Source organism: Thermoflavimicrobium daqui (assembly GCF_003313465.1).
Taxonomy (GTDB): domain Bacteria; phylum Bacillota; class Bacilli; order Thermoactinomycetales; family Thermoactinomycetaceae; genus Thermoflavimicrobium; species Thermoflavimicrobium daqui.
Genome location: NZ_KZ845666.1, coordinates 226,998 through 240,134, shown reverse-complemented (window position 1 = coordinate 240,134; position 13,137 = coordinate 226,998). Strand labels below are relative to the sequence as shown.

The following is a 13,137-nucleotide window of genomic DNA, read 5'->3' as shown; positions in this document are numbered from 1 at the left end:
ATCATATTGTTTTTACTACTAATAATTACAATTAATGGTTAACCAACATCTTTGAAATATTTATATTTAAAATCTCTTTCTTCATTTATTATCTAATGTGATAAAATATATAGTAACTAAAAAATAAATTGTCTGATAGTGCGGAGGAGGAAATGATATGGCGCTGCAGATAAGTTTTGATTTGGTGCAGGAACAAAGAATGAAACTGCTAATGACCCCTGAACTACGTCAAGCCATTCAGTTGTTGCAGTACTCCGCCGTTGAGTTAGAACAATATATTCAGGAACAAGCTAATGAGAATCCGTTGCTGGAGATGATCAGCTCTTATTCAGATGAACTGGAAAATGATGAAGCTTGGCGGCAAAGAGCTGAAAAATGGTTAAACTATATCAGTGGAACCAATTATTACCCTAAGAGGTCAGCAGTAAATAACGAGTCAGATTTTATAATGGATATGATTTCTTCTGATTCTGACTCCCTTTATGATATGTTGATAGAACAACTTAGTTTTTTAGAGTTAGATCCTATCACTCAGAAAGTATGTCGTTTTTTAATTGGAAACTTAGATGAAAGAGGCTATCTAGATATAGATTATAAATCTGTATGTAAGCGCTTCCAAATCGATCTAAGAACTTGGTCTACTTGTCTAGAGGTATTACATTCGATGGATCCGGCAGGTGTTGGAGCCCGCTCGCTTTCAGAATGTATAGTCATTCAATTAAAGCGAAAAGAATGCCCAAATCTTATCGCTATCACTATTGCGGACGATTATCTCGAAGATGTAGCGAAGGGAAAGTTAAAAAAAATAGCTCAAGAACTTCAAGTAGAGGTTTCTGAAGTTCAAGATGCCATTGATTTAATCAAAGAGTGTAATCCGCGTCCTGGGGGAGGATATGCTGTTAGTAAGCCGGAGTATATCTACCCTGATGTTATCGTTGAATCCGTTGATGGAGAATTTTCAATACAGCTAGATGATCGTTATCATTCCAATATAAAGCTAAACACACAATACATTCAACTAATTAAACAAGCAGGGTTAGAACAGTCTACTACATCCTATTTGAAAAAGTGGATGCAATCGGCTTTATGGTTGATGAAGGGACTTGAACAGCGAAGGGATACAATTTATCGAGTGGTAGAAGCGATCATAGAAAAACAAAAGGACTTTTTCGAAAAAGGAGTCTCTTTCATACGTCCGCTTACCCTCAAGCAAATCGGTGAAGAAGTTGGTCTTCATGAGTCAACTATTTCACGAGCAACTCAGCATAAGTATATGCAAACTCCACATGGTGTTTTTCCTTTCCGTTTCTTCTTTCCTTCAGGCTTATCAACAGATTCGGGAATGGATATGAGTATGAAAGCTGTAAAGAGACAGTTACAACGATTGATTCATCAAGAAGATAAAACAAAACCATTGTCTGATCAAAAGTTATCTCGTCTTTTACAAGACAAAGGGATTCATATTTCACGTAGGACGGTGGCTAAGTATCGTGAAGAAATGGGGATTCCTTCTTCGACTGTCCGTAAAAGGTATACAAAATAGTTATCCTAAATGGGTGAAGATAGCTTGCCAAGCTTATTTTAAATGGGGTACAATTAAATTGAACCTCATTTATATTTTTTTGCTCGGGATGGGACGTAAATTGCAGTATAGGGATCAAAATTGTCCCTCGGGGGAGTTCTATGGATTCGTTACTGAATATACAAAAAAGATTATTGCCTGATTTATTAAAAGTCATGCGAAAGAGATATCAAATACTTCATCAAATTCGTTTGATGCAACCAGTTGGTAGACGTAGTTTAACAGCAGCATTACAAATGACCGAGCGAGTTTTGCGTTCAGAAACTGATTTTTTACGGATGCAAGGGTTGATCGATGTTTCTTCTACAGGTATGAATTTAACTGATGTAGGAAATGAACTACTCCTAGAGATGGAACAAGTGATGAAAGAATTATTTGGGATTAATGAATTAGAAAAAGAATTGTCCCAGCTTTTAGGAATCAAAGAAGTTATTGTTGTGCCAGGAGATACGGATCAATCCAATTGGGTTAAGAAGGAAATAGGACGCGCTGGTGCGCGTGTATTACAGCAATTGTCGATAGAAAACCAGATTGTAGCAGTAACAGGTGGTTCTAGTGTTTTGGCAGTAGCAGAAATGCTTACACCTTCTACTGTTTTAAAATCGACTACTTTTGTCCCAACCCGAGGTGGTTTAGATGAAGCTGTTGAGCTAGGTGCCAATTATATTGCTTCAATGATGGCCAAAAAGACAGGTGGGAGATATCGGTTATTACATGTACCTGATCAATTAAGCCCTGAGGCATATGAAATGTTAATGAAAGAACAACATATCGAAAAAACATTGGCTTATCTAAAAAAATCACGCATCGTATTACATGGCATTGGAGATGCCAAAAAAATGGCGCTCCGTCGTAAGTCTTCTCCAGAAGTAATCAAGAAGCTGGAACAAGGAGAAGCTGTAGGTGAATTTTTTGGTTATTATATTAACTCCAAGGGCCAAATTATTCACCGAATTCCAATGGTCGGATTGCAACTCGAAAACTTAGATCAAGTGGAGCTGTCTATTGCTGTAGCAGGTGGTACGAGCAAAGCAGAGGCAATTAAAGCCATATGTTCCTTGTCGTCTGTTCATGTGTTAATCACAGATGAGGGAGCAGCGGAAGCCATACTAAAAAAAAGCCATTGATTTTTTATGGATACAGAGCGATTTTTGTACTTAATCTAGGGGAAGCTAAAAGCCAAAGGTAAGATAGAAAAATGTTAATTGGGGGCTTTATTTTATAAAGGAGGAATAGGATATGGCGAAGATCAAAGTAGGAATTAATGGGTTTGGACGAATTGGTCGTAATGTATTCCGTGCTATGTTAAATCACCCAGAACTTGAAGTGGTAGCTGTTAATGACTTAACTGATGCAAAAACGTTAGCTCATTTATTGAAATATGACTCTGTTCACGGAAAGTTAGAAGCCAAAGTGGAAGCTGCGGATAAAGGGTTTACTATTGATGATAAATTAGTCCATGTTTTAGCTGAACGTAATCCTGCGGAGCTACCTTGGAGTGAATATGGGGTTGAAATCGTAATCGAATCAACAGGGCGTTTTACGAAAAAAGAAGATGCAGCTAAGCATTTACAAGGTACTGTTAAAAAAGTGATTATTTCTGCGCCTGCAAAAGATGAAGATATAACTGTAGTCATGGGAGTAAACCATGAGAAATATGATCCGAAAACACATCATGTTATTTCTAATGCCTCTTGTACAACTAACTGTTTAGCGCCTGTGGCAAAAGTGTTACATCAAAAATTTGGGATTCGTCGTGGATTAATGACTACTGTCCATTCTTATACCAATGATCAGCAAATTCTCGACTTGCCACATAAAGACTTACGTCGTGCTCGTGCTGCAGCTGAATCCATGATCCCCACAACCACTGGTGCCGCTAAAGCTGTATCTTTGGTATTGCCTGAGCTTGCCGGAAAATTAAATGGACTAGCTATTCGTGTTCCTACTCCAAATGTATCAGTGATTGATCTTGTTGCTGAGCTAGAGAAAGATGTAACAATTGAAGAAGTAAATGAAGCACTTAAAAATGCTGCTGAAGGTGAGTTAAAAGGAATCCTAGCTTATTCGGATGAGCCATTGGTATCTGTAGACTACAATGGCGATCCCCACTCATCTACTGTTGATGCCCTTTCTACCATGATTTTAGAAGGAAACATGGTTAAAGTCATGTCTTGGTATGATAATGAATGGGGTTACTCCAATCGTGTAGTAGATCTTACACAATTTGTTGCCAAGCAAGGATTATCCTTTTAGAATTGAAGAGTAGTAAGTACTATGAGGAGAATTCTTTGTTCTCCTCTTTCTTATCGTACCGAAGGGGGATCTTCATGAATAAAAAATCAATCCGTGATGTAGATGTTCGTGGAAAAAAGGTATTTTGTCGAGTTGACTTTAATGTGCCGATCCAAAATGGTCAAATTACAGATGATACACGAATCCGTGCTGCACTTCCAACCATTAAGTATTTGATAGAGCATGGGGCAAAGCTGATTTTAGCTAGCCATTTAGGGCGTCCGAAAGGTAAAGTGGTTGAGGAAATGCGGTTAACTCCTGTGGCGAATCGATTAGCAGAATATTTGGAGCAACCCGTGTATAAAGTAGATGAAGTAGTTGGAGCTGAGGTTGAAAAACGAGTTCGAGAATTAAAAGAGGGAGAAGTTCTTCTTTTAGAAAATGTACGCTTCTTACCTGGAGAAGAAAAAAATGATCCAGTTGTTGCAAAAGCTTTTGCCGATCTAGCGGATCTATTCGTTAATGATGCGTTTGGTACTGCTCATCGTGCTCACGCTTCTACTGAAGGAATCGCTAACTATATTCCTGCCGTAGCAGGTTTGCTCATGCAAAAAGAATTGGATACATTGGGGCAGGCAATGCTAAACCCAAAACGCCCTTTTACTGCAATTATTGGTGGTGCTAAAGTAAAGGATAAAATAGGTGTTATTCAAAACCTATTGGATAAAGTAGATAATCTCATTATCGGAGGCGGTTTATCCTATACTTTTATTCGTGCTCAAGGGTATGAAATTGGAAAGTCTTTGTTAGAAGAGGATAAATTGGAATTAGCAAGGTCGTTTATAGAGCAGGCTAAAGAAAAGGGAATTCGTCTTTATTTACCAGTCGATGCGGTGGTGGCGAACGAATTTGGTGAAAATCCTGCACAGGTAAAGACCGTGACGATTGATCAGATTCCAGCAGATATGATGGGATTAGATATTGGCCCGAAAACAAGAGAAATTTTTGCTGAAGTGATTCATTCATCAAATCTAGTAATCTGGAATGGACCGATGGGTGTATTTGAATTTGATCAGTTTGCCAAAGGAACCAATCAAGTCGCTAAAGCGATGGCGCAGTCTCAAGCTTTAACGATTGTGGGTGGTGGAGATTCAGCAGCGGCCATTGAAAAAGCAGGTTTAGCACAAGAAGTTGACCACATTTCGACAGGTGGTGGAGCATCTTTAGAATTGATGGAAGGAAAAGAACTTCCGGGTGTGGCTATATTAAACGATAAAGAGTAGAGGAGTGAGGTTCGTGACGGTTTCGCGAACACCAGTCATTGCGGGGAACTGGAAAATGTATAAAAATATTCATGAAGCAAATGATTTTTTTGCCTCTTTATTAGCTCAATCGATCCCCGACCATGTAGAAACAGTCATTTGTGCTCCTTATCTATGCTTGCCTAGCTTAGCAGAAAAAGCCCAAGGTACGCAAGTAGGAATCGGAGCGCAAAATGTTCATTGGGAGAAAGAAGGAGCTTACACGGGGGAAATCAGTATTCCTATGTTGCAAGCTATTGGTGTGAAGTATGTAATCATCGGTCATTCTGAACGTCGAGCTTATTTTGCGGAAACAGACGAAACAGTTAATAAAAAAGCAAAAGCAGCCATCGAATCGGGGATCATACCCATTATTTGTGTAGGTGAGACACTAGACGAATGGGAAGGTAATCAAACAAAACAGGTTGTAGAGAATCAAGTTAAACATGCACTGCAAGGTCTAACACCTGAGCAAGTGAAACAAAGTATTATTGCCTATGAGCCGGTTTGGGCTATTGGTACTGGAAAAGCTTCTACAGCTGAAGATGCTGGCGAAGTCATTTCGTTTATTCGAAGAACAATTGCGGCTCTTCTTAACAGTCAAGTCGCAGATGAAGTGCGTATTCAATACGGAGGTAGTGTAAAACCTGAGAATATTGCTTCATTTCTAGCACACCCAGATATTGATGGGGCCCTTGTAGGTGGAGCAAGTCTAAAACCAGATTCATTCTTGAAATTGGTACAAGCAGCCAGTAAATAAGGTGATGAAAAATGAAATATCCTAAACCAGCCATTCTTATTATTTTAGATGGGTTTGGTCTTCGACAAGAAAAGCATGGAAATGCAGTTGCCCAAGCCCATAAACCAAACTTTGACCGATATTGGCAACAATTTCCCCATACTACTCTCCAAGCCAGTGGTCACGCTGTAGGTTTACCTGAAGGACAAATGGGAAATTCAGAAGTGGGACACTTAAATATCGGTGCTGGACGTGTAGTTTATCAGGATTTAACCAGAGTAAGTAAATCCATTCATGAAGGATCTTTCTTTGAAAATGAAGTGTTTTTAGGTGCCATTCAGCATGTAAAAGAAAAAAATAGTAGCCTTCATCTATATGGTTTACTTTCAGATGGTGGTGTACATAGCCACATCGATCATTTATTTGCTTTACTATCACTGGCAGCTAAAGAAAACGTGGAGAAAGTTTATGTCCATGCCTTTTTAGATGGGCGAGATGTAGCGCCAGATAGTGCGGTACGCTATTTAGAACAACTTCAACATAAGATGACTGAACTAGGGATTGGGAGAATAGCAACGGTTCAAGGAAGATACTATGCAATGGATCGTGATCGCCGCTGGGAGCGAACCGAAAAGGCTTATCGTGCGATGGTATATGGGGAAGGACCCCAATACCAGGATCCCATTGACGCGGTGAAGGAATCTTATGAAAAAAGTATGTTTGATGAATTTGTTGTGCCCACTGTGATTGTGGATAAACAAGGAAAGCCGATAGGTAAGATTCAAGATCAAGATGCCATTATTTTTTATAACTTTAGACCAGACCGTGCCATTCAAATCTCTCAAGCATTTACCAATAAGGATTTTCGTGGGTTTGATCGAGGAGATCATTGGCCACATAACTTATACTATGTTTGTCTCACTCACTTCAGTGAATCCGTCGATGGTTTTGTCGCTTATAAACCGACGAATTTAGATAATACCTACGGTGAAGTGATTGCACAACAAGGCTTAAAACAGTTACGTATTGCTGAAACAGAAAAATATCCACATGTTACTTTTTTCTTCAGTGGGGGAAGAGAAGAACCATTTCCAGGTGAAGATCGCCTGTTGATTAGCTCTCCCAAAGTGGCAACATACGATTTGAAGCCGGAAATGAGTGCTTATGAAGTTACGGAAAGTTTGCTTAAAGAGATTGAACAAGAAAAACATGATACGATCATTTTAAACTTTGCTAATCCTGATATGGTTGGTCATTCGGGTAAATTAGAGCCAACGATTCGTGCTGTAGAAGCAGTGGACGAGTGCTTAGGTCAAGTAGTGGATTTGGTACTTGAAAAAGGTGGAGTAGCAGTCATTATTGCTGACCATGGAAATGCAGATATGGTATTGGATGAACAGAATCGCCCATATACGGCACATACGACTTTCCCAGTTCCATGTATTGTAACGAAACCACAGGTCAACTTACGAAATGATGGAATTTTGGCTGACATAGCTCCTACTTTACTTGATTTATTACAGCTACCTCAGCCAAAAGAAATGACTGGAAAAACATTAATTATTCATACTTAGGGGGATGCATCATGACGATTATTCAAGCTGTTTATGCTCGGGAAGTATTAGATTCCCGTGGAAATCCTACTGTGGAAGTTGAAGTATATCTTCAATCCGGAGCACGTGGCCGAGCGATTGTGCCTTCTGGAGCATCAACAGGTGCTCATGAAGCAGTTGAATTAAGAGATGGTGACAAAGAGCGCTATTTAGGAAAAGGTGTACAAAAGGCAGTACAAAATGTGAATGAAATTATTGCGCCTGAAATCGTTGGCTATGATGCCTTTGATCAAGTTGCGATTGACCAAAAATTAATTGAATTAGATGGTACTCCTAATAAAGGGAAATTGGGTGCCAATGCCATCTTAGGTGTTTCTATGGCAACCGCACATGCAGCAGCAGAAGAATTAAAGGTTCCTTTGTATACCTATCTGGGAGGATTCAATGCAAAAGTCATGCCAGTACCGATGATGAATATCTTAAATGGTGGAGAGCACGCCGACAATAACGTAGATATTCAAGAATTCATGGTTATGCCTGTAGGTGCTTCCAATATGGCGGAAGCTATTCGGATGGGATCAGAGATTTTCCATAACCTAAAAACAGTATTAAAAGGGAAGGGATTGGCTACTTCTGTAGGAGATGAAGGTGGATTTGCTCCTAACTTATCTTCTAATGAAGAAGCACTTCAAACGATTGTTGAAGCGATAAAGCAGGCAGGTTATAAACCAGATGAAGATGTTAAATTAGCCCTAGATGTAGCTGCTACTGAGCTATATCGTGATGGAAAATACCATCTAGAAGGTGAAGGGGTAAGCAAAACTGCTGAAGAGATGGTTGCTTATTATGAAGAGCTTGTAAGCAAATATCCTATTATTTCGATTGAAGATGGACTTGCCGAAGACGATTGGGATGGCTGGAAGCTATTAACCGAACGTTTAGGAGATAAAGTTCAATTGGTTGGTGACGATTTATTTGTAACCAATACGGAGCGTCTTGCTAAAGGGATTAAACAAGGAATTGGTAACTCCATTTTAATTAAAGTAAATCAAATTGGTACACTTACCGAAACTTTTGATGCGATAGAAATGGCAAAACGTGCTGGATATACAGCCGTTATTTCCCATCGTTCTGGTGAATCTGAAGATGTAACTATTGCTGATATCGCTGTAGCTACTGGAGCTGGACAAATCAAAACCGGTGCTCCATCACGTACAGATCGCGTAGCTAAATATAATCAACTAATTCGTATTGCCGACGAGTTGGATGAAACAGCTCAATATCCCGGAATTAAAGCTTTTTACAACTTAAAAGGCTAGTAAGACCCAGATGGAAATAACATCTTAAGTAATAAACGGGAAGTGATAAAAAACCTTAGCCCCATTTTTCGGGCTGAGGTTTTTTATCAAAAAAGAGAATTGCTATAGTAAACCTTTTGAGTAAAGTCCGATGAGAGAAAGCTTCCCTTATTGCAATTAAGGTAGCAGTGTGTTACATTAACGTAAGTGGAATAGGTGACAAGAGGGGGTCACATGATGGCACTCGCTGCAAAAATTTTCTTGGCAGTGATCAGTATTTGTTTGATTGTTGTTATTTTAATGCAATCAAGTAAAAGTGCTGGTTTATCGGGTTCAATTGGTGGTGGAGCTGAACAGCTTTTCGGTAAAGCAAAGGCACGAGGGATCGATGCTTTGTTACAGCGCTTAACCACTATTTTCGCTATTTTATTTATTGTTACTACACTGTTAGTCGGATATTTCATCAAATAATACCAGAGAGAAACAGCCATTTCGCTGTTTTTCTTTTGTTTTTTTATAAATATAAACCCTGCTATACTCCTCTGATAGAGAGTATAGCAGGGTTTATTTATTTTCCTTCCAATATGAATGTTTTCTCGAAGCTTCCAACCTTCATAGTCAATTTCGCAGTTCCTTCACGAATAAAGTAAACGATTTTCTTTTGTGGATCAAAATAGGCATTTACATATGGAGTAATTTGTCCCTGCTTTTCTTTGATAACTAGCCCTTCGCCAGCGATAAATTGAACATTAGCTGGGTATTGAATTGGAAATGTATAGTTATCAGCCTGTATACCAATGAGAGTGACCGTTTCTTCTTTTCCTACTGAAAAAGCCTCCTTATCTACTTTTGCATCTTCTAAAATGGGGCGAACATCCACCACCCTGCTTCGTTCTTGCGTAAAGAGTGGCATAGACTGCTGTTTTTGGCTTGCATTTTGACTCATGCCGAATACAGCATAAGCGAAGAAGCCACCTTTGTCTTTCGGAGCGTATGGGCGTTTTCCGTTGGGACCAACGATGGCATAAGTAACACCGTCTCGTTTTTCAAAGTGATTGGAGTGAGCATGCCCCGTAATCATCATCACTTCTTTTTTACTTTCTTCTTTAAATTGGGTCAATTGTTTTTGGACTAAGGCTGCCTCTTTACTATCCGTAAACTGGGAGGTATGTGAAGAGAGTTGGTCAAATAAGGGATGGTGACCAAGTATCACTAACTTTTGTATCGTTTGATCCTTTTTTGTTTTATTTAGCACTTCTAGTAATCGGGGCCATTGCTGAGAGTCACTAGCACGCAGACCACCTTGTGAGGTATTAAGGATCACAAACCGGGTTCCTTTATGATCAAAAGTTTGGAAAGCATTTTTCAGACGAAATGTTTGTAAGAAATGATTGAGATTTCCAGATCCATAAGATTCATGATTTCCTGGAACAACATAATAAGGAACGTTTACATGCTCGTCTAGCAATTTTTTAAGAAAAGCAAAGTTCTCTTTTGTATCATGATCGATCATATCACCATTAAAAACAATGAAATCCACACCCGATTTTTGTACATCTTTGATTGCAGCTATCGCATTTTTTACTTCCTTGCTTTCAGGACTATCACTTACTAGATGCAAATCTGTAAGTACAGCAAATTTCCACATTTTAGTGGAAATGGGTTTGTTTTGTAGTACCATTGGATGTTTGGTTACGGAAGTTTCAGGTACATCGAGTGTAGTAGATACTTTGGTCGTAACATCATCAAGGATGATAAAACCTTTATCCTTCTTTTTTATATCTGGTTCTACCAAATAGATTTGGTTTAGTGAAATCGGAAATTTCACTCCAGCAGGTACTGCTGCCTCTACATACTTCCAACCTTTCCAATTGACTTGATTGGCTAAATCAAGTGTATGATAAGTACCGTTGGCATCTCGAATACGCGTTCTCAACCAATGATGATTTCCTTCATCTCCATATACTTTTACGCCTATTTTCTTGACATCTCCACTTAGCTCTAAAAAGGTATTCGGTGGTAAAGTATAGACAGCACGCGTACGATCTGAAGTAGTAAAGTCATAATCTAATTTGATTGCTTTCCCTCCATGACCGGGTGAGTCTACATAAGAAAGGCTACCAATAACCTCAGTGGGGAACTTTTCGAACTTCCACGGTTTACTTTGATCCTCAAATGTTTCAATCGTATTCGACTTTAGACCCACTGTTACACCTAAATGGGCTGTAAATTTACCTGCTTTTGCCTTAATTAGTGTTGCTCCCTGATCTGTTTTTGGAATGACTGTAAAGGAACCATCTTCGCCCGCTTTCACTTCAATCACATTGTTATCATAAGACAGCTGGATATCACGAGGCTCGATATAGGTCTCATAACCTTCTGCATCTTTGCCTGTGACTAAGAAATTGGCTGTTTTTCCTTGATCTAAGCCGATATGATCTGGTTTAATGCTTAAAGAGGCAAGCTCGCCTAATACACGAACTTCTTTCCTAGAACTTACAGCCTTGTGTCGAACGGTGACATATCCTTTTCCAGGACGCATTGCTTTAAAAATGGATCCATTACCTTTAAAAGTACCAATCGATCCATTGGCATACCAGTGCATTTGTTGCTCTGTTAATTTCATAGGTGCATATGCGGTATCATAAGGGAATGCCTTAAAATCACGACTGAACTTGGGGAAAACACGATCACTGCGTGTTTCGATTTTAAATCCTTTTATTTTTCCAGTTTGGCTATTGTTCCAAACTCCGACTCCATTGGGAACAGGACGTTCTTGACCATCAGAGGGACTATTCACGACTTTAAGTCCTCCTTCTCCCAAAGGACGACTAACCATTGTTGAGGAACCACCACCATCTAGATTAACCGCATGGTAAGCACCTTGTTCTTTCATAAATTCGGCTAGCTGCATTAAAGTCATACCCCGACTGTCATTAGAGCGACCATCAACAACAGTTAGGATCATTTTTTTTCTATCTTTACTAAAACCGATGGCGGTACGTGGGTGTACAGGTCCATTATCTTTCGTAGCGACTTCGCCATCTTTGACTAAGATATCCCCAGCTCCAACAGCGAAGAAAAGATCTTTGGCATTTGGACGAGTTTGAATTTGAATGTCAACTGAATCACCAACTGATAAACTCCGAAGGAATTCGGCTGCTTTTCCTTTACCGGATAAGAGACTTTCGCCATCTTTTAAAGCATCAGAGTATACTTGTCCATCGAAGTGTTTGACTATTTTTCTATCGCGAATTAACACTTCACTATAAACATGGGCTCCTTCTTTTAGATGTTGTCGAGAAGCATTGCCCCAATCCGATGTATAAAGGTTTAAGTGATCATTTTCGATGGAATGGTTATTGATGGCTGAAAGAGTAAATGTTTTTTCTTGAGCAACGACCTTTCCTTCAAACAAGAGTGACGTTATCTGTCCTAAGTGATCTTTGCTGACAAAAGCTGAATTGCGAGTTCCCCCACTTTTTAAAACTTTTCCATTTTGCACAGCAGCGCCTAATGGAGCTTGAGTATTACGGATATCAAAAAAATCCCCATTGACCCCTGCAATGGCTCCACTTTTCTGCATTTGCTTGCTAAGGGCTTCCGAACTGGCTACTTGCCCTGGAGTCAGTAGGTTGGTTTGTACTCCAGGTTTAGTTAATTCAACACTTAACGTAGCTCCTTTGTTCCACCCTAGGGAGTCAAAGCGATGAAAACGTGTCAGTTCGATTCCGGAAGCAATCATCTCCTTTGTACTTTCTTGATGAATAAGTGTAGGGTTGTTTTGCGATTCATTAGGTACAAATGAGCGTGGTTCAATCCGTTGTAATTCACCTGACTCGTGAATGGGATTAATAGCTCCTTGAACAGAGATAGGAATAAGAAGTAGGAAAAAAGTAAGAAAAAGTGCAAGGGTTTTTCTCAACTTGTTCATCTAATTACTCCTCTCAAATTTGCCTATAATGTAATTTCATTAGATCAGTCGCTGATCGTTTTTGTACTTTCTCTTGATATCATCTGGCAATTGTTGAGATTACAAAAAACGACTGACTCAAATAGAACGATGGTCTGAGTTTAATGTGATTTTACAAAATAATATATTTCCAAAAATAATACTTATATATTAACTATTAATTAATTTAATATATATATTTATAAAAATTACCTATAATACTTATGCGATTCCAATTCATACCAAGCCTATTTACGTAAGATGGGAGTAACTTTTTACAGATGAAATTCTTTTTAGGATCATATATTTAGAAACTTGATTAAATCAAAGTGCCTAAAACAAATGATTACTGTCTAAAATATCAACCTTAGAATTGTTATGAATTAAAAATGAAAAGTAAAGGGGATATTTTAGTAAAATAATATTTATGGTTAGACTGACGATGGATTAATAAAAAGGATTTAGTGGAATTAAGAG

Annotated in this window: 9 protein-coding genes; 8 read left to right on the top strand and 1 reads right to left on the bottom strand. The window is 38.8% G+C overall.

The features are described 5' to 3' along the window. Positions 1 to 157: 157 nt before the first annotated feature. The 8 genes from rpoN to secG all read left to right on the top strand — a co-directional run bounded on the left by rpoN (position 158) and on the right by secG (position 9,179). Positions 158 to 1,543, top strand: a complete 1,386-nt coding sequence (rpoN, locus tag DL897_RS09205) for an RNA polymerase factor sigma-54 (protein ID WP_113658853.1) — start codon at positions 158 to 160, stop codon at positions 1,541 to 1,543. Positions 1,544 to 1,683: 140 nt separating this feature from the next. Next, positions 1,684 to 2,709, top strand: coding sequence for a sugar-binding transcriptional regulator (locus DL897_RS09200; RefSeq protein WP_113658852.1), 1,026 nt, complete (start codon positions 1,684 to 1,686; stop codon positions 2,707 to 2,709). A 112-nt stretch (positions 2,710 to 2,821) separates the two neighbouring features. Continuing rightward, positions 2,822 to 3,838, top strand: a complete 1,017-nt coding sequence (locus DL897_RS09195) for an ArsJ-associated glyceraldehyde-3-phosphate dehydrogenase (RefSeq protein ID WP_113658851.1) — start codon at positions 2,822 to 2,824, stop codon at positions 3,836 to 3,838. Between the two features lie 74 nt (positions 3,839 to 3,912). Then, positions 3,913 to 5,100 (top strand): phosphoglycerate kinase, encoded by a 1,188-nt coding sequence (locus DL897_RS09190; RefSeq protein ID WP_113658850.1) that lies wholly within the window; start codon positions 3,913 to 3,915, stop codon positions 5,098 to 5,100. Between the two features lie 13 nt (positions 5,101 to 5,113). Beyond that, a complete protein-coding gene (gene tpiA / locus DL897_RS09185; RefSeq protein ID WP_276308574.1) occupies positions 5,114 to 5,878 on the top strand; it encodes a triose-phosphate isomerase in 765 nt (254 codons plus the stop codon). 11 nt (positions 5,879 to 5,889) lie between these two features. After that, positions 5,890 to 7,431 carry a 2,3-bisphosphoglycerate-independent phosphoglycerate mutase gene (gene gpmI / locus DL897_RS09180; protein ID WP_113658849.1) on the top strand — a complete coding sequence of 514 codons (1,542 nt, stop codon included), beginning with the start codon at positions 5,890 to 5,892 and terminating at the stop codon, positions 7,429 to 7,431. 11 nt (positions 7,432 to 7,442) lie between these two features. Next, positions 7,443 to 8,729, top strand: coding sequence for a phosphopyruvate hydratase (gene eno, locus DL897_RS09175; protein WP_113658848.1), 1,287 nt, complete (start codon positions 7,443 to 7,445; stop codon positions 8,727 to 8,729). Between the two features lie 216 nt (positions 8,730 to 8,945). Then, positions 8,946 to 9,179 (top strand): preprotein translocase subunit SecG, encoded by a 234-nt coding sequence (gene secG / locus DL897_RS09170; RefSeq protein ID WP_113658847.1) that lies wholly within the window; start codon positions 8,946 to 8,948, stop codon positions 9,177 to 9,179. Positions 9,180 to 9,276: 97 nt separating this feature from the next. Here the strand turns inward: secG and DL897_RS09165 are convergent, their stop codons facing one another. Further along, on the bottom strand, positions 9,277 to 12,642 hold the full coding sequence (locus tag DL897_RS09165; RefSeq protein ID WP_113658846.1) for a phosphodiester glycosidase family protein: 3,366 nt from the start codon (positions 12,640 to 12,642) through the stop codon (positions 9,277 to 9,279). Between the last annotated feature and the right edge of the window lie 495 nt (positions 12,643 to 13,137).